Origin of the sequence: Vibrio floridensis (assembly GCF_021852965.1) — a bacterium.
In the GTDB taxonomy this organism is placed as follows: Bacteria; Pseudomonadota; Gammaproteobacteria; order Enterobacterales; family Vibrionaceae; genus Vibrio; species Vibrio floridensis.
In genome coordinates this window covers 1014895-1039320 of record NZ_JAKGCY010000001.1, presented here as the reverse complement: position 1 = coordinate 1039320, position 24426 = coordinate 1014895, and the positions used below count along the sequence as shown (strand labels likewise).

Here is a 24426-nt window from a genome sequence, read left to right as displayed (position 1 = left end):
AGCGATAGGAGAACACCAACAAGAGTTGAATCTTGTTGGTGTCTGAGGGTTAAAGATCCACCAAGCTGGTCAGAGAGTCAAAGTAGCTCATGATCCCATTACTCGACCCACTATTCTGAGGAATTGGGAGACCGGCGCTATTATGGCACTGAGCAACAATATTGCTTTCCTTGACGCTTTTACATTGCATGAGCAGCTCAGCAACTTGGGCGTCATTACCTAGAGCTTTGTGTGCGGCAATGTACTCCGGTAAGAAGGGGACTTGTGTTCCAATAACGCTTTCTCCCTTGGCTAATAATTTTAGTGAACTATTGGGTTTTTTCTGCTCTCGATAAGACTGTGCGGCTAACGTAAAGGTTTGTATCGAGGCATAGTCCCAGTTCTTAATCATTGAAAGATTTTGCAGTGCTTTCGAGTCCAAGTTTTGTGCTTTACGCACCCCATAAAAAGCTAATCTTGGGTATGCGTGGTATTGAGTAGGGCCGGAGACTGATTTTCTTGCGAGTTTTTCTGCCGTTTTGATATCACCAAACTCTAATGCTCTAAAGGCTTCGGAAGCGTACCAATAGTTTTGTTGAATTTGGTTACCCTTGCCGTTTTTTACGATTTTTTCAAATGTGCTGGAAGAGAGCTGTCTTCCTCGCTCTTTGCGATACTCGCGTTTTATGTAAGCAGACAAATCCTTTTTACGTTCAATCGGCGAAGAATGTCGTGCAGAAAAGCTCTGTAGCAGACGGGTTCCCGCTTCATTTGCTGCTAAGTATCCCAAATTACTCAAGGTATTGTCGCTCGATAAGTGTTTGCCCGCATCGCTGGCTATGCTAACAAATTTTTGAACTTCAAGTTTTTTTTCCTTGAGCTGTTCTTCGGTGAACTTTTGACTGCTTTCTAGACGCTCCAATACGGGGGAGAAGGCTCGTGGGCTATATCCAGCCTTAACTAACAGATCCATACCAAGAAGGTCCGCCTCATCTTCGTCACTGCGGCTCATCGAAGAACTGATGACATCACGGCTTAAACGGTTGATCGTCAAACCGGTTCGATAGGAGTCTTCAATGACGTTACGCGTCGATGCCTTGTTTTGGCTCGTGACCTTATAGCCATTCGCGGTTTTTACTGTTTTCATATCTGTCAGTACGGCAGTGCTCATTGCGATGTTCGCCGTTTTACTCACTAGGGCACTTTGTTTGGCAAAGTACTCATTAGTCTCACTGTGTTTGAGCAAAATATGAGAGAGCTCATGAGCAATGATAAAGGCGAGTTCATCTTCAGATTCAGCATCTGCCAACACGCCTTGAGTAATCACAATCGTATCAGGTGTAGCGTAAGCAGAATAATTACGGTCAGATGCGACGACAATGGAAATGTTTTTCTCAGTGGAGTGAGGCCACTCCTTAAGTATTTTAGCTAAGATATTTTCAAGATACTTGTTGATGTATGGATTTGCGATCAGGTCTTTATCCGCCGCCGCACGAGTATTAATGATATTGGCAAACTCTTGGCTTGTTGAAGCATTTGTTTCAGGAGCATTCGTTTCAACCAAATTTTGGTCGATGAACTTTCCTTCGAAAGATTGATATTTGCTACCAACCAAGCTAGTGATACTGTCTATTGCACATCCGGTGATGATAAAGGGTACCGCCATCCAAAGCAGATTCTTCATTAATTGCACCCCTCACCTAGACCTAAGGTCGCATAAGTGCCGCTGTCACTCTTAGTACTGATTTTCTGAGTGCTGCACACTACACTAGCGACTGCTGTTTTATTTAACTGGACTTCAATCTGATCAAACCATTTCTCTTGACCGTCAATTTTCACCATCACCATCTGCTCTTTTGAGTCATAGTTTTCAACCACCAAAGCGCTTTTTTTGGGATCGGGAAGGGAACTACGTGGTACGTCGTTGCAGTCATTACTTTGGTCACAAACCCAAACGGTGTCGACAAGAAAATCGATAATTTTGACTTGTTCTTGTGCCATCGTCAGAGTAGAGGTACCACTCAAAACTAAGCTAAATAATAAAGTTAATGACGGTCTCATAAATGTTCCTTATTTTCTGAATGTTATGTGTTTCTTAATTTATTCTTAGAGTGTTTTACGAATAGACAGACCTTCTCCTTGTATCCCTGAAGTCTTGGTCTAACCGCTTCGAAAATGAAGAAGAAAAAGACAGGTAAGTCGATGAATATGATCAGTACTAACCCGTACCAGTTTGGGGCTCCGACGTGGAGTACAAAATGGGAAATGACGACTGAAACGAAGATCACCGCAATGATAATGACCATTGGAACAAACGCGGCCCATACCTTTTGTCTGGCATCAAATTGCTCGGACTGCCGTTGTTCGAGAAAGTTAAAGCGGAACCAAATAACAAGAAAGAGCACGATGGTTTGCACTGATATTTCGACGATATCTGCGATACTCAAATTGAAGAGCCCTATATCATCGGGAGATCGCCAATACTCCCCTTGCAAAGTAACTAGGTTATCGAGCGCCATCGCATGGAAGTAAACGCCGGGTAGAGTTCCATGGACAGGGGATACGACAACATCCACACCACCAGTTAGGTGGTATCCAACCAGTACGATTTTCCCTTGAATGGCTTGCTTTAAATCCGCTGAACCTGCAGCCCCTGGTGCCCTTAGAGTGGAAGCGGCAATGGTCAGAAAGGGTGGGCAACGCTTTCTAAGCGTTTCATCAACATCATTTTTGTCTCTGATACCTTGAGTCAAACTGATGGCCAGTAACTCTTTAAACTGCTGCCATTGGCTTAAGCTTTCTTTGCCACAGCTGACGTCCAATGGAAAAAACTTGTCTTGATCCGGAGCATGCTTGTTACTCCACTGAACGATCAAGGCGTCATCCATATTGGCTAAATAATGGGATTTACATTGAGAAGATTGCTCGCACCAATTTTGATACATGGCGGCAGCTACTGTGGTCATGCCTGTGTCATTCCATGGCACAGATAATGGGTAGTAACGCCCTTCGTCACTCCAAGAAACGGCCGCGAGTTGAGCAACATTGGCAATTTTGTGTCTTAGCGAGTTGGGGTCACTTAATCGCTCTGGTGTATCGTAGGCAGCATTACTAGCCATAAAAATGGGAAACGGTTGACTAGCGAGTGTTGAAAGCCAGCGCTCAAGGCCATCAGAATGCTCATGATGCTGGAGGATGTCGTAGAAAACCGATTGAGGCTCAAATCGAGATATAGTCTTAAGCAAACGTGCTAGGTTGTTATAGCTCACAGGAAAGGTATTCGTTGATTCAATGTATTGGTCATCAATAAGCACTACAACGATTTGATCCGACACGCGATCACTGAAAAAGGGCGACCATAATCTAAGAATGTGGTCTTCATAATGGTTTGATGCTGAGTTTCGAATACCCAGTGGATCAACGATAAACACCAGTAAGATCAGACTTGTTGTGATCAATGCTTTAAGAAATATTTCTACACTAAATGACATAACAAACGAATATCGATAGCCAATAAGAAAATGGTGGATAACCAATGGGTTGTATTATTTATGATCCAAAGTAACATTGTGAACAAATCATTTGTGTGAAGAATATCACGTGGTGTGGTGCTATTTTGAGCAGGTCCAATAAGTGAATAATCTGTCCCATTTTGAACAATAAATTATTGACTCATCTGTTAGTTAAAGAGTTTTGGATCGAAGTAGACAGTACTCACAATGACAGTGAATTTAGGCTAAAAAAGAGTGCGATAATGCGGGCCGGAAGGTAAATAGCACATTGCCAACCTTCACGATTGCTCGCTGTTTGAATGCTGGTGTTTTGAAGCAAGATCACATCGTTATGATTCATTAAACTGGTTGAGTATAAATTTAGAGTTAAAACTCAGAAATTTGTAAAGCGAAACGTATATTCTCAGTTATTCAACAATGTTTATAACTACAATGAGAGTCAACTATGCAATTTAGTTTGAAGAGGAAGATGGTTTCCTCGGTTGTTTTGGCTATTGCAATCACATCTGCCACTTTACTATTCGTCGGATACAAAACGTTTAACACTCACAGCTGGCGTGCGATTGAAAGTGAGAGTCGCAACACGCTTGAAGCGCATGCCAAAGGCATTGCCGATTGGTTTCACGACAAGCAATTGGCGGTGAAAGGTTTAAGAGAAGAGATTGAACGTAACCCAAACCTGGATATTGTGCCTCACCTGCGCCAAACCCTTATCGCTGGCGGCTTTGGCTTAAGCTACTACGGTAACGAACAAGGTGAAATGTTTCGTCATGATCCTTCGCTAAACAAACCCGGTTACGACCCGCGTGCTCGTGGTTGGTACAAAGAAGCAAAAGCGGAAGATCGCGCGATTACCACTGCGCCTTATGTCAGTGTGACCATGCAAACCTTGGTGGTGACTTTAACGGATCCAGTGCGTCAAAACGGCAAGTTAATTGGTGTTGCGGCATCCAACCTGGCGTTGGATAAATTGATCAAAGACGTGCTAGCGATTCAAGTGCCAGGGAATGGTCAGGCCATTCTGGTCAACCGTAAAGGGGCGATCGTGGCACACCCAAATAAAGATGTGCTGCTGAAACCCATCCATGAGATCGCTTCTGAGCTGAATATTACCCAACTGATTCAAGCGGCAGACAGCGATACCGCCATCTACGCGACAGTGAATGGTGCTGAGAAAGTGATCATGGCGCAGCCGATCGAGTACACAGACTGGTTGCTTGTGATGGAGATGGACAAAGCCACACTTGAAGAGCCGATTACGGACATGCTGTTTAGTCAGGCGTTAATCGGTTTGTTGGTCTTGGTGATCATGGCCGCTGCAACCTCTTGGTTTGTTGCAAGACAGTTGATTGAACTGGGGCGTGTTAGCGAAGCGTTGGCGGATATTGCCGAAGGTGATGGCGACTTAACCCGTCGCTTGCAAGTGACCAGCCAAGACGAAGTGGGCCAACTGGCTGAGAAGTTCAACAAGTTCGTCGACCGCTTGCATGTGATGGTGAAAAACGTGCGCGACGTTTCTGGCGCATTGAACCTCGGAGCTGACGAAGCAGCGCGTACCGCAACCCAGCGCAGCAACAGCATTCGCCAGCAGCAAGATGAAATTACGATGGTGGCCACAGCGGTAACGGAAATGGCGTCAGCGACGGCGGAAATTGCAGGCAACGCAGACAACACCGCTAAGAATGCCAACCAGTCGGTGGAACTGAGTCAGCATGGTTTCCAACAAATGACCAAGAGCCAAGATTCTATCCACTCATTGGCGAGTGAGCTCAACAGTGCAGTCGAAATTATTGGTGAGCTGGAAGCACATGGTCAGCAAATCTCGACCATTCTTGCAACGATTAGAGACATTGCAGAACAGACCAACTTGTTGGCTCTGAATGCGGCGATTGAAGCGGCGCGTGCTGGTGAACAAGGCCGCGGTTTTGCGGTGGTTGCTGACGAGGTTCGTGTTCTGTCTCAACGTACTCATGCCTCAACAGAAGAGATCCAAAGCAAGATTCAAGGGCTGCAAAAAGCTACAAACGATGCGGTGTCTGTGATGAAGCAAAGCCATCAATTAGCCGAGACCAGTGTTGCGGATGTGAATCTAACGGGCGAGAGTTTGACTGCGATTGGTGAAGCAATTCAAACCATCAGCGATATGGCAACGCAAATTGCGTCGGCGGCTGAAGAGCAATCGCTGGTGACCGCCGATATCAATGGCAACACGGAATCGGTACGTGAGGTGAGTGATCGACTCGCACACGACGCCATCGACGCGGTTGAACAAGCCAAACGTCTGCATGCGCTTGCGGGCGACTTGGATAGAGAGATTTCTCGCTTTAAGCTGTAACGTCGAGCTTCTAGAACCATTGATTGGAATAGTAATGATAAAATCGGCACCTGAGGTGCCGATTTTTTTTGTGTCATACATGCTCTACGTTTAGAGCATGTACATGCGCGCGCTGCGAGCTGGAATTCGGAAGGTGTGGTAACGCGAACTCACGGTTTCAGTCACGCCAGTGAGTGTATCTGTGTAAGGCTGATACCAGTTGAACTCATGCTGATAGGTGTCAACGGTATGAGAACGCTCTTCACCGCATTTATTAATGCCGACCACCCCTTGTTTACCGCGCTTAAACATCAGTAGACACTGGTCGCTGTACAGCATCGTCATCTCTTGCCCTTGCATTTGGTTATGAAAGCGCAACATGTTCTTCATCAGGTCACGGTTCCAAACACCTTCCCAACGGCGATTATCACGATCTTCGTTATCAGGTAAGTTGTCGCTGTAAATCAGAGGTGTGCCGCCATCTTTACCGAGGATATAAGCGTAAGCCAGCTCTTCATCTTTCGGATCCATGATTTGATAACGGAAACCGTCGTTCGTTGGGATGTCGTGCGTGATGGTAAAGGTAATTGAACGTGCGTTTTCAAGCCCTTGACCATAGGCTTGTGGATCATGAAGCATATTCATGCCACCGCTGTAGGAGAAGGCATTGCGAATAGAGGCGAACAGTGGGAAATCGTAAGCCGAATGGTTGGTGGCGTTGAGATAAGGCGCTAAGAAATTCTCATAGCTGGAGTCGCCTTTGCCACCACTGGTGATCACTTCACCAAATACGTGCATTCCGGCGGTAATCTCTGCAGTGAAAATCTGGTCGATTTGATATTGGCTCATGTGTTTAACCGCATCAATGCGGAAGCCTTTCACACCTAAACCTTTTAGCGCATTCAAATACAAACGTTGCTGTGACACCACCCAGTTGTTCGGATCTAAGTCTGGCAGCCCTCGGTCACCTGCGCCGCCACAAAGACGCCAGTACTGAACATTGCCGGCATCATTCCAATCGCTAATACACCCTTCTGGGTGGAAGTCAAAGCCAGAGAATAGGTTTTCCGTTAAATTGCCAAAAAGCGTTTGGTCCGCATAATAACTGGTGTTAGCTGCGTATTGTTGCAGCACTTCACTGCCAGGGTAATTTAAGTCTTCACGCTTCCATGTTTCATTGGCCATATGGTTAAGCACCACATCGGCATACACATCAACGCCGACCGCCTTCAGAGCATCAATCATGGATTTTAAGTCACTTTTGTTGCCAAGTGGGGAATCGATCACGCGCAGATCTTGCGGTTGATAACGTGCCCACCATTCATTGCCATTCGATTTCAGTGCTGGCGAAATCAGCACTTTTTTATAACCCGCCGCCGCGATTTGCGAGGCGTTTTGCGTGACGTCGGAGTACTTCCAGTTAAATGCATGCAAAATGGCGTCAGCATTGGCGGTACTGGAGAGGCTGCAAGCGATGGCAGCAGAGAGAAAAACGAATTTTGACGGTTTCATAGGGTATGTCTCTTATTATCGGTATGACTTCAAAAGGGCTTGCCTGCGTGAAGTGTGGTCGCTTTAACGGAGTGACTTTAAGCAACAACGCTTAGTAGCTCGGCGTCATTAATGATAAAAAATCCATAAATAATATGAATGTCATTAATAGGTGTGCGGAAGCCAAATCACACTGTGCAGGGGTGGGATTTATAAAATTGTGCACTTGCATTTATTTTGCACACTTTGCCAAATGTACAACTTGTGTTAATGCAAGTTGTTGTATTTAAACGAATTGATCAGCATCACTTTTTGTATGCATCTAGAGCTAGTCATCACTTGCGCTCTCGGTTAAGGTTACGGCCATTAACCCTTTTTTGGCGAACGAGATGAGTCTTTCTTTTTCAAATATCCAACGTTCACAATTGCCCGATGTTGAGGCGATGGAAAAACAGTTATTCGATCAACACGGTTATCCTGCGTTCTTTTTACGCCAAGCTTATGATTGCTGGCGCAGTGGTTTTATGGTGGCTGAGTGTGGGCATCAGATTGCGGGGTATGTGCTGATTGTGCCTAAGGCAGACAAGTGCAATGAAGCTTGGATGCTGTCGTTGGCAGTATCGCCCGCATACCAAGGGCAAGGAATTGCCAAACAATTGGTGAAGTATGCGCTAGCGCGTCAGTCGCATTACCAAAAAATCTATTTGACGGTTGCGCCAGACAATTTGCCAGCGCGCGCCATCTATCAATCCTGTGGCTTTGAAATCCTCACCGAGGAAGAGAACTATTTTGATGATGGTGAAAACCGTTTGGTGATGTGTCGCACAGCGTTTAACCCTGTCTCTACAGGTGCACAATAAGGCAACATTGTGCACCGCCATTGTGCATTATCAGCATGAGTATGGCGATAACAGTGAGCTAATTGATTGAAATAATTGCACTGTTTGGTTTGGCACTTGGTTTGCAATTGCTCTTTTGCAGTCACGCGTCTCACGCTGAACAATAAAACAAACTAAGCAACGTCACGGCAACGAAGCCTCTTCTGGAAACAGAAGGGGCTTTTTTCATTTTAAAGGAGTTATCTATGCATGGATGCAGCAAAACAACGTGTCCTTACTGTGGGGTCGGTTGTGGTGTGGAGGTGAAGCCAGATGAGCTGGTGGGAGATAAAGAACATCCTGCCAATCTTGGCGCATTGTGCGTAAAAGGCGCGGCGTTGGCGGAGAGTTTAAACATGCCGAGCCGTTTGCTTTACCCTAAGCTCGCGGGTGAGCAAGTCAGTTGGGAGCTGGCAAGCGATTGGATTGCGCAGCGATTTCATCAGGCAATGGAACAATATGGGCCGGATTCCGTCGCCATGTACGTATCAGGGCAACTGCTGACCGAAGATTACTACGTTGCCAATAAGTTGATGAAGGGCTATGTGGGCAGCGCAAACATCGATACCAACTCGCGCTTATGTATGTCCTCTGCAGTCGCCGCTAATGTGCGAGCGTTTGGTGAAGATGTGGTCCCCGTGAGTTATGACGATCTCGAACATGCGGAGCTGATCGTGATCAGTGGTGCCAACACGGCGTGGACCCATCCCGTGTTGTTTCGCCGTATTCAGCAAATCCGTGAGAGCAATCCAAACGTCAAGTTGGTGGTGATTGACCCACGTAAAACCGTCACCGCCGAGCAAGCGGATTTGCATTTGCCCATCGCCAATGACAGCGATGTCACCTTGTTTCATGGTTTGCTTGCGTATTTGCTTAAGCAGCAAGGCAGTGACAAAGGCATCGATACCGAGTTTATTGAGTTACATACCCAAGGGTTTGCCGCGCTACAGGCTGTGGTCTCGAGCGGGGCATATCAATTGGAGCAAGTGGCGTTTCACTGTGGCATCAAAGTTCAAGCGCTGCGCACTTTCTATCAATGGTTTTCACGCAGCAACGCAACGATGACGCTGTTTTGCCAAGGGGTCAATCAAGCGCAAAACGGGGTCGATAAAGCCAATGCCATCATCAATACACATCTCGCCACGGGGCAAATTGGTAAGCGCGGCGCAGGGCCGTTTTCGTTGACGGGCCAGCCCAATGCCATGGGGGGACGAGAAGTGGGTGGACTCGCTAATCAGTTGGCGGCTCACCGAGGTTTTGATCCTGAATCCATCCGTGCTGTGCAGCAGTTTTGGCAATCGCCTCGCATTGCAGAACAACCCGGTTTAAAAGCGCTGGATCTGTTTAAGGCTGTCGAGCGAGGGGAAATCAAAGTGTTGTGGATCATGGCCACCAATCCGGTGGTTTCAATGCCTGATAACCGATGGATACGCCAAGCGCTCGAACGATGCCCGTGTGTGATTGTGTCAGACATCACCGCCGATTCAGACGTTGCACACTACGCTGATTTACTGCTGCCCGCCGCTGGATGGGGAGAAAAGCAAGGCATGGTCACCAATTCTGAGCGGCGAATGTCGCGTCAGCGTCGATTTATCTCCCCGCCAGGAGAAGCCAAACCCGATTGGCAAGCCATCTGTGAAGTGGGCGCGCGTTTATCGCTAAAGTTGCAGGCGAAAAATGGCTTTGCGTTTGAATCTGAAGCGGCGATTTTCCGTGAGTTTGCACGGCTCACTTCCATCAATAGTGGCAGTCATTACAAGTTGGATCTCGCTCAATATCAGAACCTCAGTGACGAAGCCTACGAGCAGTGGCGACCAACCCAATGGGGAGGAGAATCACCCTACGCGGATGGTCGCTTCTCTCATCCCGATGGCAAAGCCAGATTCGTTGCCATGACGGAGTTGGCAAACAGCAGTGATGAGCCTATAGGCAGAGGGCTCTGGCGCTTAAATAGCGGACGTCAGCGTGATCAATGGCATACCATGACGCGCACGGGTCATATTGAGAAACTGGCCGCAAGCGAGCTTGAGCCTTCCGTCTATCTAAATCGTCTGTCGGCTGGAAAGCTTGAACTGCAAGCAGGAGAGCTGGCAAACATCACCAATCCCGATACTCTGCAATCCCTGTTGGCTAAGGTGGTCATTGATGAGTCGATGGCCTTTGGTGAGTTGTTTATGTCCATGCATTGGGCTGGGCGCTATGGCGGTCAGAGCCAAGTCAACGCTGTGGTCAGTGCCACGGGCGACCCTATTTCGGGCCAGCCTGCGTTTAAATCCAGCCTTGTTGAGGTAGAAAAAGCACCGGTCGTCAGCTTTGGTGTGATGATCAGCGATTTCTCGCCTGCGATAGCAACAGACTATTGCGCATACCAACATCAAGACCAATCCGGAGTATGGCGCGTTGCGAGCTTAACGCTGCCACCACAGCAACTGGCGGAGATAAATCTGCCGGCGGTCAGTCAGGTTCGCCGCGTGAGTTGGCAGCACGAGCTTGGTTGGATCACGCTGCAACTGCAAAGTGACACACACGAATCAAACCAAGCCAAGTTGCAAGCGATCTTTATCGCTTCGTCACAGCCACTCAAAGCGGACTATCAACAGTTACAAAAGCTGATTGGTGAACCCATCAACTGGCAAGCACTGATGCAAGCGGGCTTTGCCACACGAGTTAGCCAGCTTGTGTGCAGTTGTCTGCGCGTGACGGACAGGCAAATAGAACAAGCGATTGAGCAAAAGGGCGTGACCACGCTGACGCAATTGCAAAACCAGCTCCAGTGTGGAACCAATTGCGGGTCGTGCATTCCGCAGCTCAAACAATATTTTGCCCCTGCCATCGCGCAGCCAAGCCGTTAATCCACTCGGCAACGAAGGAAAGCATTATGGATACAAGTATCAGCACTCAATTACGTGATCGCAGCTATAGCGAACATGCGATTAGTTACCACTCATCACGCCGGTTGCAAGCCAAGAATCGCCCAACGTCAACCGGGGCAGCCGCATCGGGTTTTGTCTACTTAGTCGGCGCAGGGCCGGGCGATCCGGAACTGCTGACGGTGAAGGCGGTCAACGCGCTGCAACAGTGCGATCTGTTGGTTTATGACCGCTTGGTCAGCAAAGAAATTCTGGCACTGGTGCCAGAGCACGTGGACAAAATTTATGTGGGCAAACGCTGTGGCGAGCCGAGTCTAAAGCAAGAGGAGATCAATCAGATCCTCGTCAGCTTTGCGCAACTTGGGCGCAAAATCGTTCGGCTCAAAGGGGGCGACCCCTTCATCTTTGGCCGTGGCGGTGAAGAGGCGTTAGCGCTGGTCGAGCACAACATTCGTTACTGTGTGATTCCCGGCATCACGGCGGCCATCGGCTGCGCGGCAAGTTGTGCCATTCCGCTCACGCACCGAGAAGTTGCTCGCAGTGTCACGCTCGTGACTGGCACTGTGGTGACAGGGTCGCTTCCTGCTTGGTCTGCACTTGTTGAAGCGGGTCAAACATTGGTGTTTTACATGGGATTGGAATCAGCACGCGCGATCGAACAAGGTTTGCGTGGGCAGGGGGTTAGTGCAGATTTCCCGGTCGCGATCGTGACGCAAGGTTCGACAGCTGAGCAGAAAACGTACGTGACAACCTTGGCCACGTTGGAAAAAACAGCAGTGGCGCTAAAAGGGGTGAGTCCGGCATTGATCATTATGGGGGAAGTCGTCAAACTGCGGGAAAGATTAAAGACCACCCTTGCGGCATTCGCGCCCATGGCTAACGCCTCATTTGTTGATGAGTGATTGACGAATGAGTGTTAGCAGCCAGAAGGACGACCGCAGCTAAGCAGCAAAAGAACAACGAGGAAGTATGAGCACAATTTTGGAATGTATCCGCACGGTTGGACGCGGTGAGCGTGGACGCAAACCCCTGACGTTTGAACAAGCCTATCAAGTCATGGATGAGTATCTCGATGGTCAAGTGGGGGATGACCAGATGGCGATGCTGCTGATGCTGATCCGCGTACAAAATGAGACTCGCCAAGAGATCGCGGGATTTGTTAAAGCTTTCCAAAGTCGAGTGCCTAACCTTGGTGCAGACGTAGACTGGCCTTGTTATGCGGGAAAACGCGCCTCTGCGGGTAAGCCTTGGCATCTTCTTGCGGCAAAAATTTTTGCCAATAATGGCTACAAAGTTCTGCTCCACGGATACAACGACAAACCCGCAGGGCGTGAACATGCAGAGCATTATTTAGAGGCGGTAGGCGTGCGTGAGGCGGGCTCTACGCAAGAAGCGAAAACAGTGCTTGAGCAAGATGGCATCGTTTATCTGCCGCTGCGCAATTTTGCGCCGATGGCGGAGAAAATGATTGGTTGGAAAAGCCGTTATGGTCTGAGAACGCCGATCAACACCGTGGTTCGAGCGCTTAACCCAGGCGGGGCGAAAATCGGCTTGCGTGGCAGTTTCCATCCCGGGTTCCAGCAGTTGCACGCGGAAGTGGAAGATGAAATTGGCTATACCGAGCATGGCGTGATTTCATTTAAAGGCCAGTCGGGAGAGTCGGAGTTTAATCCCAAAGTGAGCCAAACCGTGTGGTTCAGTGGTCCGGAAGGGGTCACCTCCCATTATTGGACTGAGCAAATGTGCTCAGACATCGCGATTGTGCAGAACTGTCCGTTTGCAACGCTGGACGACGAGAAAAACCTGATGGCCAACACCATCGTGGCAACCTTAGCCGCGCTGCTGTTTACCGAACTGCAAGATCGAGAAGCGGCACTGGAAAAGGCGCATGATTTTTGGCGTCAATACTGCGCGGCGGTCAATATCTCGGCTTAGTATCGCAGCCTAGTTCGCGGCAACTTACCGCGCGGGGATATTTGTCGAATACAAGGGTGTTAACTATCTTTAAAGCCAAACGGTGCCTATTTCCCCCGTTTGGCTTTTCCATTTCTAGGAGTGAACACCATGGTTGGCAAAACATCGAATTCAGCAACAAAGCAACCCATCCCACAAGAAGCCTTTGATTGGTATGACGAGTATGCACACGGCAAGATTGACCGCCGTGAGTTTTTAAATCGCCTAGCCGGGTTGGCGGTGCTTGGCTTTAGCGTTGCGACATTAACCGAGGCACTGCTGCCGGATTACGCAAAGGCGGAGCAAGTGTCGTTTAATGACCCCGATATCAAAGCCAGTTATCAAACCTTCCCCTCACCAAAAGGCCATGGCGAAGGCAAAGGCTACTTAGTGGTGCCAACGCAACTGACCACGCCGTTGCCAGTGGTGCTCGTGGTGCATGAGAATCGTGGCCTCAATCCCTACATCCAAGATGTCGCACGCCGTTTAGCCAAGCAGGGTTTTGTCGCTTTTGCACCGGATGCATTAGCGCCAGTGGGCGGTTATCCCGGTAATGATGACCAAGGCCGAGAGCTGCAAAAAAAACTCGATAGAGCGAAAATAGAGCAAGATTTCATCGCCGCGGCGCAATACCTCAAATTGCATACTTTGAGCAATGGCAAGCTAGGAGCGGTTGGTTTTTGTTTTGGCGGCTATGTGGTGAACATGTTGGCGGCCGTTATGGGTGAGCAGTTAAATGCTGGGGTACCGTTTTATGGCACGCCAGCAGAAAAATCGTTACGAGCCGACATCAAAGCGCCCCTTCAACTCCATTTCGCCGAACTCGACCAACGAGTAAATGCCACTTGGCCTGATTATGAGCAAGATCTAAAAGCCATGAATGCTCGCTACAACGCCTTCATCTATCCGAAAGTCAATCATGGCTTTCATAACGACTCGACCGCGCGTTATGCGCCAGAAGAGGCAGAGTTGGCTTGGCAAAGAACCGTGGAATTTTTCCGTCGCGAGCTCAAATCCTAGTGGCGCATTGCCACGAATCCATTAATCCACACAGCCCGTTAATCCACACGGCCAAGGTCAGTCTGCCTTGGCTGTTCTTTTTGCACTGTTTTTTTTCTATCGATTATCCTTCTATCTATTTTCTTTCTATCGATGAGCCGATTTCCCAAGATGGCACATTCTTTGTTATGTCATAGTGAAATAACGAAAACGACAAGGAATGTCTATGACGAAAAAGCCTTATCAAAGGACGATGATTGTTTGCTGCGATTCATTAACACAACAAGCGCATTTAGCCGAGCGATTGGCGAAAGAGTATGACCAAGTGCTGGGGTGTCAGCTTGGGCAATTGGAACACATCCTACGGCGAGAAGCGGAAAGCTGCGTCGTCGTCGGGTGGTCCGCCCCTTGTGCCGAAGTGCGGTTGATCATTGAGTATTGCCGTCAACAAAAGCGGCCGGTGCTGGTCTTGTTTCGCCAAGTATTTTCTCAACAATTCAATCAGTTAAAAGATTGCCACGACTGTGTATTTTTACCAGAAGAAAACACTTTGCCTTTAGCGCCTTGGATCGACTACGCCGCGCAACTAAGAGAAAGTTACTTGCTGGTGGAGGAGAAAGTGGCGCTTTTAAATGACAAGTTGCAAGAGCGAAAAGTGATTGAAAAAGCCAAAGGTCTACTGATGAAGTTTCAACAAGTGGACGAAGAAACCGCCTATCAAGCGATGCGTCGTTCCGCGATGCAAACCAGTCAACCCATGCTGCAAGTTGCGAAAAACGTGATTGCGACGTTAACCACACTGCAAGGCTGTTCTACTACTTTGGGGGTAAGAGAAAAAAGTGCAATTGGTGCGACGTGCACTAAATCAAAGCAGTGATGCAGGAAACAGCAAAGGACATAACGATAACATACTGATTTTATGTAAATATATCGTTGGCACACTAATTGAATAGCTTTAGTTAGACACATTGTTGAATGGCGAATCTCAATTATCAACGGCGGTAATTGCAGAGAAAGCAACGGCGCTACGACTCCTCGGAGTCGTGGCGCTTTTTTTTGGAGAAAATCGATGAAAAAGAGATGGACAGTTGGCGTATTAACAAGTTGGTTGGCGTTTGCTCCACCGGTTGTACTCGCAGAAGTCGGCGAGGCTGAAAAAGAGGACTTAAAGTTTGGCTTTATCAAATTGACCGACATGGCACCGTTGGCGATCGCTTATGAAAAAGGATTTTTTGAGGATGAAGGGCTGTATGTGACGCTAGAAGCGCAGGCCAACTGGAAGGTGCTGCTCGATCGCGTGATTGATGGTGAACTGGATGGTGCGCACATGCTGGCAGGCCAACCACTGGGTGCCACCATCGGCATTGGCACGCAAGCCAAAGTGATCACCGCATTCAGTATGGATCTCAATGGTAACGCGATCACCGTGTCGAACGATGTTTGGCAGCAAATGAAGCCCAATTTGGCCAAAGACAGTGACGGTAAACCCGTTCACCCCATCAAAGCCGATGCCCTTAAACCTGTCGTAACCAGTTATCGCGACCAAGGCAAAGCGTTCAATATGGGCATGGTGTTTCCCGTTTCAACGCATAACTACGAGCTGCGCTACTGGCTCGCGGCTGGGGGGATTCATCCTGGCTATTATGCGCCGCACAAAGGCGACAACAGTGGCCAAATTAATGCCGACGTGCTGCTCAGCGTCACGCCGCCACCACAAATGCCAGCCACCATGGAAGCGGGCACCATCAAAGGCTATTGCGTTGGCGAACCTTGGAACCAGCAAGCGGTGTTTAAGGGCATTGGCGTGCCCGTGGTGACCGACTATGAGATCTGGAAAAACAACCCAGAGAAGGTATTTGGTGTTGCACAAGATTGGGCGGAAAAGTACCCCAATACCCATATCCGCGTGGTCAAAGCCCTGATCCGTGCGGCGCATTGGTTAGATGAAAACGATAACCGCAATCGCGCCGAAGCCGTGAAGCTGCTTTCACGCAGCGAGTACGTCGGCGCCGATGCGGAAGTGATCGCCAATTCCATGACTGGCACGTTTGAATACGAAAAAGGCGATAAGCGACAAGTGCCCGATTTTAATGTGTTCTTTCGCTACAACGCCACCTATCCCTACTACAGCGACGCGATTTGGTATCTCACACAAATGCGCCGTTGGGGACAAATCGAACACCAGAAACCAGACTCATGGTACATGGACATCGCCAAGCAGGTGTATCGACCAGAGATTTATCAACGCGCGGCAGAAGCGCTAATCGAAGAAGGGACATTGAGCGCCAGCGATTTTCCTGACTTTGCCAAAGAAAGTGGTTTTCGCCCACCGCAAACCCACTTTATTGATCAGATCCGCTATGACGGCCGTAGCCCCAATGCGTATCTGCAGCAGTTCGCTATTGGCCTGAAAGGCTCTGAGTCACTTTAACGCATCAATGAATAACAAGGAGTCGTTATGTCAGGAAATGTTATTTCACTTATTCCCAGTTCACAGGCAGTGGCGGACAAAAGTCGGCTGATTCTTCTGCCCCTGATTGGCTTACTGGTGTTTTTGTTGGCGTGGCACTTAAGTGCACGCCAAGTCGAAACGTCGCTTGGCACATTGCCAGGTCCGGTGGATACCTTTCAACAGTTTTCTAATTTGCTCACCGAGCACCACAATGAGCGCGAAAAGGAGCAGCGCTTCATTGAGCGGCAGGAGCAACGCAACGCAGCCAAGCTGGCAAAAGATCCTACAGCGGAAGTGAAAATTCGCCCATATACCGGCAAACCGACCTTTTTCGACCAAATCATCACCAGTTTGGTGACGGTGGCTTGCGGGTTTTTGTTGGCCAGTCTCATTGCTATTCCACTTGGCATTATTCTCGGGCTCAACCAAGGGCTCTACATGGCGTTCAACCCAATCATCCAATTGTTAAAGCCGGTTTCACCTTTGGCGTGGTTGCCGATTGTCACCATGGTGGTCAGTGCAACCTACGTCAGTGATGACCCGCTTTTTGCCAAGTCTTTCGTCAACTCGCTGTTTACCGTGGCGTTATGCAGCTTGTGGCCTACTTTGATCAACACGGCGGTTGGCGTGACCAGCGTCGATAAAGATCTCCTCAACGTGAGCAAAGTACTGAGGCTTTCATGGTGGCGACACATCCGCATCATCGTGCTTCCATCGGCCATCCCAATGATGTTTACCGGATTACGCCTTTCGTTGGGCATTGCGTGGATGGTGTTGATCGCCGCAGAAATGTTGGCGCAAAACCCAGGGCTAGGAAAGTTTGTTTGGGATGAGTTTCAAAACGGCAGCTCTGATTCACTTGGCCGCATCATGGTGGCCGTGATTGTGATTGGCTTGATTGGTCTTCTGCTCGATCGCGGCATGTTGCAATGCCAGCGTTGGTTGTCGTGGAACAAACAGATGTCGTTAAGATAGGAGTCGGCACTATGTCTAAATCGTTTTTAGAACTGACGCAACTTGGGATGCGCTTTCCCACCCCTCAAGGGGAGTTTATCGCGCTGAAAAACGTCGATATGCAGATCCCAAAAGGGGAGTTCATTTCACTGATTGGCCATTCTGGCTGTGGAAAATCAACCGTGCTGAACTTGGTCGCTGGGCTGCACCTGCCGACCGATGGTGGTGTGATTGTCGATGGTAGAGAAGTGAGTGGCCCGGGGCCTGAGCGCGCGGTGGTGTTCCAAAATCATTCGCTGTTGCCTTGGTTAACCGTTTATCAAAACGTTGAGTTGGCCGTTAAGCAGATTGCCCAAGGCCAGAGCAAAGCGTGGGTGAAAGAGCAAGTGCACCACTATTTGGATTTGATTCAAATGGCGCACGCCGCCGATAAAAAGCCGGATGAAATCTCAGGCGGTATGAAACAACGGGTGGGCATTGCCCGAGCGTTGGCCTTACAACCTAAAGTGCTGCTGATGGATGAGCCGTTTGGCGCTTTGGACGCGCTGACTCGTGCGCGATTGCAAGATGCACTGATGGCCATTCAAGCCGAGCTCAACAACACGGTGATCATGATTACGCACGATGTCGATGAAGCGGTTTTGCTTTCCGACAAAATAGTCATGATGACCAATGGCCCCGCGGCGACGATTGGCGAAATTCTCCCGATTGAGTTGCCAAGACCACGTGATCGCGTCGCTTTGGCGGACGACCCGCAATACCAACACTATCGCCAAGCTGTGTTGAGATTCTTATACGAGAAACAAAGCAAAGGCGAAGCGGCAACGGCGCGCACCGCACAACACTCGCAAGCAAAACCGATAAAAACAGCCTGAGGACAAACGCATGGAAAGCATAGTGATCATTGGCAATGGCATGGTAGGCCATCAACTGGTAGAGCAGCTCGTCGCCAGTGGCAGCCATTTAGAAAAAAGAATTATCGTGATTGGGGAAGAGCGATTCGTCGCCTATGACCGCGTTCACCTCTCGGCGATGTTTTCAGGACAAAGCCACCAAGACTTATTACTCAGCAGTGAAGAGTGGTATCAGAAGCATGGCATTGAGCTGATACTGGGTGTTGCGGTGGTGGGTATTGACCGACAAAGCAAAAGAGTCACATTGGAAGATGAAAGCCAACTGAGTTATGACCAATTGGTGTTTGCTACTGGCTCTTACCCATTTGTGCCCCCAATGGCAGGGAGTGAGCGCAGCAAGGTGTTTGTCTACCGAACCTTGGATGATCTGTCGCAGATTAAGCAAGCGTGTCTTGGTGCGAAGAAAGGTGCCGTGATTGGGGGAGGGTTACTTGGTTTGGAGGCGGCGAATGCCCTAAGGCTGCTTGGCTTAGAAACGCATGTCGTTGAATTTGCGCCACGCTTAATGCCAGTCCAACTTGATGAGGGTGCAGGCGCGGTGCTGAAAAGCAAAATTGAGCAACTTGGCTTAATGGTGCATACCTCAACCGCCACCGAAAAAATCATTGATGGTGAAACGGCTTACCATCGCATGGTGTTTAAAGATGCCCCGCCGCTGGAAGTGGATGTGATCGTGTTCTCGGCGGGCATTCGACCGAGAGACCAACTGGCTCGCGATTGTGGCCTTGAGCTGGGCGAGCGCGGTGGCATCGTGGTCAATAACGCGTGCCAAACCAGTGATAGCGAGATTTACGCCATTGGCGAGTGTGCACTGTGGCAAGGAAAAATCTTCGGCTTGGTGGCACCTGGATATGCGATGGCGCGAGTAGTGGCGCAGCAACTGAGAGGGGGCAGCGAGGCTGAGTTTAGCGGCGCAGACATGAGCACCAAGCTCAAATTATTGGGGGTGGATGTGGCGTCGATAGGTGATGCGCATAAAGCCACACCGAAGGCGACGGAAATGGTACTGCATGATGCGGCTGCGGGCATCTACAAAAAATTGGTGGTGGATCAAAGCGGCACCACCTTGCTAGGCGCGATCTTAATCGGCGACAACCAAGATTATGATGTGCTGCTGCAAAGCTACTTGAACAAAACCCCACTGCCGCAGCCTGCGGTCAGTTTGCTGTTTGACACCAGTGCGCTAAAAGGGGATGTCAGTGACAACACGGTGATCTGTTCATGTCACAACGTTACCAAAGGCGATCTGATCAGTGCGATTCAGGCGGGTGCGCATGAGCTTGGCGAGTTAAAAGCGCAGACTAAAGCCGGCAGCGGGTGTGGCGGGTGCAGTGCCATGGTCAAATCGGTGCTTGATCAGCAACTGAGCGTGATGGGTTTAGAAGTGAATACCCGGCTTTGTGAGCACTTTAGCCAAACGCGGCAGGCGCTTTACCACATATGCCAAGTGGAGAAAATTCGCGATTTCGATAGTTTGTTGGCGAAGCACGGTAAGGGACATGGTTGCGACATATGCAAACCCACCGCAGGGTCGATTTTCTCGTCATTATGGAATGAGCACATCATGGAGCCGGAACATTCACCTTTGCAGGATTCCAACGATGCGTTTATGGCCAATCTGCAAAAAGACGGTTCTTACTCTATTGTGCCCCGTATCCCTGGTGGCGAGATCACCCCAGAGAAGCTCATCGTGTTAGGGGAGGTGGCTCGCCAGTACGATCTCTACACCAAAATCACCGGAGGTCAACGCGTTGACCTGTTTGGTGCTCAGGTGGAACAGTTACCGGAGATTTGGCAAACCCTTATCGATGCTGGATTTGAAACTGGCCATGCTTACGGCAAATCCGTGCGCACGGTGAAATCTTGTGTCGGTTCAACTTGGTGTCGTTATGGCGTGGATGATTCAGTGGGTCTAGCCATTGAACTTGAGAATCGTTACAAAGGGCTGCGAGCGCCGCATAAGCTGAAGTTTGCCGTATCAGGGTGTACGCGTGAATGTGCCGAAGCGCAAAGCAAAGACATAGGCGTGATCGCGACAGAAAAAGGCTGGAATTTGTATGTGTGTGGTAACGGTGGCATGCGTCCAAGACATGCTGATCTGTTGGCGGCTGATTTGAGTAAAGCAGAGCTGATTACGCTGATCGACCGTATGTTGATGTTTTACGTGCGCACGGCGGATCGTCTGCAACGCACCTCCGTGTGGTTGGAGAATCTTGACGGTGGATTGGATTATCTCAAAAGTGTCGTTCTAGACGATTCGCTTCATTTATGTGAGCAACTGGAGCAGCAAATGGCGCATGTCGTGGACACCTATCACTGTGAGTGGAAGCAAACCTTAACCAATCCTGAAAAATTGATGCGTTTCAGACCGTTCATTAACTCAACCCAGCAGAGCACGCTATTGGGCTACCAACGTACGCGTGGCCAACGTATCCCTGTCAAACTGGAGGAATAAGCGATGCAAAGTAAACAATTTATCTGCCATCTCAATGAACTGAAAAGTGACCATGGCCATCCTGTGTTATTGAATGATGAGCAACTGGCGATGTTTTATGTGCCTAAGGAGGGGGTGTTTGCGATACAAAACTGGGACCCGATTGGCAAAGCTTTTGTATTAAGCCGCGGCATTGTCGGGGATATCCAAGGTGAGCTCTGCGTTGCCTCTCCGTTGTATAAACAGCATTTTTGCTTAAAAACAGGTAAGTGCTTTGAAGATGAATCGGTCAAATTAACGACATGGCCAGTGCTGGTGGAAAACGAGGATGTCTATGTTCTCGTTTAGCCAAGCATTAGTGATAAATGATATTGTCAGTACTCTTGCGATATAAGTATTTATGACAATATAAAACCGCCTTCTAAGAAGGCGGTTTTAATACAAGATAATTCTATTCTGCTTGCCAGTAGCCTTCTACCTCACAAATAAAGTGAGGTGGTTTTACCTACTTCTTCTAATCAGCATCGTGTCTATGAGACTGGAGTCTTACCAACTTCGCTAACTCGTTCGAGTAGGCCGTCTTATTTCTATTTTTTAGCCTACCGAAGAAACGTGTTCTCTGTTAGAGTCACCGTCAATTATGCTATTGAATAAAAACACCCACAGATCGCATGTCATTGATGGATTTTTATTCACCCTTAGAACTCATTTTAGGAATCCCTAGTGACTAACAACGAAATTTTACGTCGTATCCAACACGCGTTAAACCTTAAAAACGCACAGATAATGAAAGCTTTCGGGCAGGCCGAAGTCACTGTGGCCCACGATAAAGTGGCAAACTGGTTAAAAGATGAAAGCGACAAATCTTGCGTTAAGATGAAGGATCAAGAGTTAGCGGTATTCTTAAATGGCTTTATTAACCTCAAGCGAGGAAAAAAAGACGGCGAGCAACCTAAGCCAGAAGTCAAGTTGACCAACAACATGATTCTCATGAAGCTGCGCATTGCGTTAGACATGAAAGCAGAAGATGTGTTGGACGTACTAGAATTGGTTGGTATTAGTTTAAGTAAATACGAAATTGGTGCGTATTTCCGCAAGCCAAACAACAAAAACTACAAACAGTGTGAAGACCAACTTCTGTGCGACTTCTTAAATGGTGTGCAGTTTACCAATCGTCCCGATTCTGAAGAGTTTACTGGGTAATTTTTATCTCGAATCGAACGTGGTAATTGATTAAAAAAGCGAGAACCATTTTATTTGGTTACTCGCTTTTATCATTCTAAATGACCGATATTAGAGCTTCACAATCACGTCTACTCTTTGTCTTTCTTCAGTAGATACCTATCAAACCACGCCTTGGTCGATAAGCATACGTACCCCATACCCAACAGAAAGGGTAAGGCTCGCCGTGGCCACAAGTGCCACCAAAGCGGCAGCAACCCGCCATCTATAAGGTGAAACAAAGGTACTGAGTTTAAGAAGAATGCGGAGGTTTTTATTGTTTTTGCTGCTCATGAATGACTCACAAAGCTATTGGGTACTTGGCATAGTAAGCGAGTTTGGGAAGAGAGGCTAGGGAGGGGCTGTTTTATGGGGACATGAGTCCGATGGGGTAACTTGGTTTTGCCCCGAAATGAGTCAGAGAGGAATCGAATCTCATTTTAAGTATAGTTATATGACTTACTTTCACTTATGTCAGCTTAGCTCTTTGCCTCTTCATGAACTGCTAGCCAGAATTTGCAACGACCACTCACTAACTTATTGACTAATATCGACTAAAACAGGAGTTGTTGTTACACTGGAGTAAATTTAGATAGCTCGCTGGAGAACACATGAAAGACTATATGAATCAACTCGATCAAGAGACTAGAAAGGTAGATTTTGATTCATTTGATATCTCTGTTAAAGAATTGATTTCCATGGCGAATGAATCAATTATCAACATTGCTCCTGAGTATCAAAGGCAATTTCGTTGGCCCGAGGAAAACCAGTCTAAACTTGTAGAATCTGTTTTATTGGGAATACCTATTCCTAATTTGTTCATGGCTGCAAATAGAGATGGATCTTGGGAGTTAATTGATGGTGTACAAAGGCTTAACTCATTGATTCATTTTTGTGGAACTCCAGAGCAAATAGTAAGTTTTGGGCTGGATAAGCCTCTTAGACTTAAGGGACTGGATATCCTTTCCGAGTTCAATGGAGCAACGTTTGATGATCTGCCTCATTCACTTCGTTTGAAGTTCAGTTTACGTCCACTTAAGGTAACAACATTAAGCGATAAGAGTGATCTGAAAGTACGATTCGACCTCTTTGAGAGATTGAATACTGGTGGTATCAAACTAACTCCTCAAGAAATTCGAGCTTGTGTATTTAGGGGGCAATTTAATGATTTTATTGTTGAACTTGCAAAAAATGATGATTTTAACAAAGTTGTTAATGTGTCATCAACTAAAGCAAAAGACGGAACTAAAGAAGAGCTTGTTTTGAAGTTTTTGGCTTACAAAACTAAACGTGATGGATTTAAGCACAGTGTCGAAACGTTTCTAAATGATTTTATGGCTGAATCGTCAGTACATTTTAATTACAAGAAGTATCGAGAGTTGTTTGAAAAAACATTCGAGTCACTAAGAACGGTCTTACCTGAAGGAATTAAACGCGGAAATAAAGGAAGCACACCACAAGTGCTCTTTGAAGCAATTTCTATTGGGGCTGCCGATGCTATTGAGGCTGGTGTTGATATTACTGGCTCAGATGTAGCTAACTGGATTGATGATGAAGAGTTACGCCGTTTGACTACAGGAGCCACAAACTCAGGGCCTCGATTACGCGAAAGAATTGAATATTGCCGAGTTAGGTTTGTGGACAATGTTTAATGATATTGACTCTGGTGTTATGCATCGCTTGAGACAAATAGATTCAATACTAGAGTATTTGTCAGATGAGACACTGACAGAAGATACCAAAAATTCAGACTTCTATCGTGCTCAGAAAGGCTTGGTATTTGTTGCAATGTATGCAGCACTTGAGTTTGCAATTACGCAATCAGTCACACGGACATTAGAAATTATTGAGCAAGAGGAAGCGCCAGCTAATCGTTTTAAAAGTACGGTATTATGCTCACTGTTTGATTCTTATTTTAAGGCTCTTCGAGAGTGCGGAGCCTCAAAAGTGTGGGAGAATCGTCATAAACTTGTTCTTGCAGTAACAGGTGATACTGAAGTAACTAATGTTGACAGTTCTGTTTTTCCATCAGGTGGCTCAATGAATATTTCCATCAAACAGTTAGAGAACGTGTGGACATTTTTTGATTTAGATAGCTCACCACTGCCTGAAGGGGTACAACACTTTGTCTTAACGGAAGTGAAAGATCACCGTAACGCGATAGCTCATGGTAGGGAGACTGCAATTACTATAGGACGTCGGTTTAACGTTACGCAGCTAGATAGCAAAGCAAACAGCATAAAGCATTTGTGTCTTCACATTACTTCTTCTTTTGCCTCATATTGCGCAGACAAACGATATTTTATTACTGACCGTGTGGCATAAAAAATAACAGCCAATGCTATCAATACTGAACTTCTATTGGAACAGCTTTGCCATTATCAATAGTTATTCATGACTTACTTATGCTTGATTTTCCGTAACTCATTTCTGTCCAAAAACAACCTAACAACCT

Annotated in this window: 19 protein-coding genes and 1 pseudogene; 15 read left to right on the top strand and 5 right to left on the bottom strand. The window is 47.7% G+C overall.

Going from position 1 to position 24426, the window contains the following annotated elements; genetic code table 11:
• Nucleotides 1-49 precede the first annotated feature (49 nt).
• The 3 genes from LZU85_RS04350 to LZU85_RS04340 are packed head-to-tail and all read right to left on the bottom strand — an operon-like array spanning nucleotide 50 to nucleotide 3470.
• A complete protein-coding gene (locus LZU85_RS04350; protein WP_237286463.1) occupies nucleotides 50-1663 on the bottom strand; it encodes a M48 family metallopeptidase in 1614 nt (537 codons plus the stop codon).
• Nucleotides 1663-2040, bottom strand: a complete 378-nt coding sequence (locus tag LZU85_RS04345; RefSeq protein ID WP_176299653.1) for a hypothetical protein — start codon at nucleotides 2038-2040, stop codon at nucleotides 1663-1665. Before LZU85_RS04345 ends, LZU85_RS04350 begins: the two co-directional genes overlap by 1 nt.
• Nucleotides 2041-2063: 23 nt before the next feature.
• On the bottom strand, nucleotides 2064-3470 hold the full coding sequence (locus LZU85_RS04340) for a CHASE2 domain-containing protein (RefSeq protein ID WP_237286462.1): 1407 nt from the start codon (nucleotides 3468-3470) through the stop codon (nucleotides 2064-2066).
• A gap of 466 nt (nucleotides 3471-3936) precedes the next feature.
• On the opposite strand from LZU85_RS04340, the gene LZU85_RS04335 reads away from it, so the two are divergent.
• The gene (locus tag LZU85_RS04335; protein ID WP_011152260.1) at nucleotides 3937-5826 is read left to right on the top strand and encodes a methyl-accepting chemotaxis protein; all 1890 of its coding nucleotides are present in this window, start codon (nucleotides 3937-3939) and stop codon (nucleotides 5824-5826) included.
• Between the two features lie 90 nt (nucleotides 5827-5916).
• Here the strand turns inward: LZU85_RS04335 and LZU85_RS04330 are convergent, their stop codons facing one another.
• Nucleotides 5917-7317 (bottom strand): alpha-amylase family protein, encoded by a 1401-nt coding sequence (locus tag LZU85_RS04330; protein WP_237286461.1) that lies wholly within the window; start codon nucleotides 7315-7317, stop codon nucleotides 5917-5919.
• Between the two features lie 368 nt (nucleotides 7318-7685).
• Here LZU85_RS04330 and LZU85_RS04325 point away from each other — a divergent pair, with 368 nt between their 5' ends.
• The 12 genes and pseudogenes from LZU85_RS04325 to LZU85_RS04270 all read left to right on the top strand — a co-directional run bounded on the left by LZU85_RS04325 (nucleotide 7686) and on the right by LZU85_RS04270 (nucleotide 21953).
• Nucleotides 7686-8156: a GNAT family N-acetyltransferase gene (locus tag LZU85_RS04325; protein ID WP_237286460.1), complete on the top strand. Its 471-nt coding sequence runs from the start codon at nucleotides 7686-7688 to the stop codon at nucleotides 8154-8156.
• 224 nt (nucleotides 8157-8380) lie between these two features.
• The gene (locus LZU85_RS04320) at nucleotides 8381-11026 is read left to right on the top strand and encodes a nitrate reductase (RefSeq protein ID WP_237286459.1); all 2646 of its coding nucleotides are present in this window, start codon (nucleotides 8381-8383) and stop codon (nucleotides 11024-11026) included.
• Between the two features lie 26 nt (nucleotides 11027-11052).
• Entirely contained in the window at nucleotides 11053-11946 is an 894-nt protein-coding gene (gene cobA / locus LZU85_RS04315; protein WP_237286458.1) for a uroporphyrinogen-III C-methyltransferase, read from the top strand.
• 64 nt (nucleotides 11947-12010) lie between these two features.
• Nucleotides 12011-12979: pseudogene (locus LZU85_RS04310) on the top strand (glycosyl transferase family protein); the annotation flags it as partial.
• Between the two features lie 129 nt (nucleotides 12980-13108).
• Nucleotides 13109-14017 (top strand): dienelactone hydrolase family protein, encoded by a 909-nt coding sequence (locus LZU85_RS04305; protein ID WP_237286456.1) that lies wholly within the window; start codon nucleotides 13109-13111, stop codon nucleotides 14015-14017.
• A 199-nt stretch (nucleotides 14018-14216) separates the two neighbouring features.
• Entirely contained in the window at nucleotides 14217-14873 is a 657-nt protein-coding gene (locus tag LZU85_RS04300; protein WP_332158481.1) for an ANTAR domain-containing response regulator, read from the top strand.
• A gap of 192 nt (nucleotides 14874-15065) precedes the next feature.
• Nucleotides 15066-16427 (top strand): CmpA/NrtA family ABC transporter substrate-binding protein, encoded by a 1362-nt coding sequence (locus LZU85_RS04295; RefSeq protein ID WP_224640247.1) that lies wholly within the window; start codon nucleotides 15066-15068, stop codon nucleotides 16425-16427.
• 27 nt (nucleotides 16428-16454) lie between these two features.
• Nucleotides 16455-17423 carry an ABC transporter permease gene (locus tag LZU85_RS04290; protein ID WP_103277851.1) on the top strand — a complete coding sequence of 323 codons (969 nt, stop codon included), beginning with the start codon at nucleotides 16455-16457 and terminating at the stop codon, nucleotides 17421-17423.
• Between the two features lie 11 nt (nucleotides 17424-17434).
• Nucleotides 17435-18277 carry an ABC transporter ATP-binding protein gene (locus LZU85_RS04285; protein WP_206623452.1) on the top strand — a complete coding sequence of 281 codons (843 nt, stop codon included), beginning with the start codon at nucleotides 17435-17437 and terminating at the stop codon, nucleotides 18275-18277.
• A gap of 10 nt (nucleotides 18278-18287) precedes the next feature.
• Complete coding sequence (gene nirB / locus LZU85_RS04280) at nucleotides 18288-20771, top strand: nitrite reductase large subunit NirB (RefSeq protein WP_237286454.1); 2484 nt, start codon at nucleotides 18288-18290, stop codon at nucleotides 20769-20771.
• A 3-nt stretch (nucleotides 20772-20774) separates the two neighbouring features.
• Nucleotides 20775-21098: a nitrite reductase small subunit NirD gene (gene nirD / locus LZU85_RS04275; RefSeq protein ID WP_237286453.1), complete on the top strand. Its 324-nt coding sequence runs from the start codon at nucleotides 20775-20777 to the stop codon at nucleotides 21096-21098.
• A gap of 375 nt (nucleotides 21099-21473) precedes the next feature.
• Nucleotides 21474-21953 (top strand): DUF1456 family protein, encoded by a 480-nt coding sequence (locus LZU85_RS04270; RefSeq protein WP_237286452.1) that lies wholly within the window; start codon nucleotides 21474-21476, stop codon nucleotides 21951-21953.
• A gap of 141 nt (nucleotides 21954-22094) precedes the next feature.
• Here the strand turns inward: LZU85_RS04270 and LZU85_RS04265 are convergent, their stop codons facing one another.
• Nucleotides 22095-22265, bottom strand: a complete 171-nt coding sequence (locus LZU85_RS04265) for a hypothetical protein (protein ID WP_237286451.1) — start codon at nucleotides 22263-22265, stop codon at nucleotides 22095-22097.
• A 317-nt stretch (nucleotides 22266-22582) separates the two neighbouring features.
• Between LZU85_RS04265 and LZU85_RS04260 the strand changes: the two genes are divergently transcribed.
• Nucleotides 22583-23623, top strand: coding sequence for a DUF262 domain-containing protein (locus tag LZU85_RS04260; RefSeq protein ID WP_072611875.1), 1041 nt, complete (start codon nucleotides 22583-22585; stop codon nucleotides 23621-23623).
• Nucleotides 23616-24296 (top strand): MAE_28990/MAE_18760 family HEPN-like nuclease, encoded by a 681-nt coding sequence (locus LZU85_RS04255; RefSeq protein ID WP_072611876.1) that lies wholly within the window; start codon nucleotides 23616-23618, stop codon nucleotides 24294-24296. The genes LZU85_RS04260 and LZU85_RS04255 overlap by 8 nt, the downstream gene beginning before the upstream one ends.
• The last annotated feature ends 130 nt before the right edge of the window (nucleotides 24297-24426 follow it).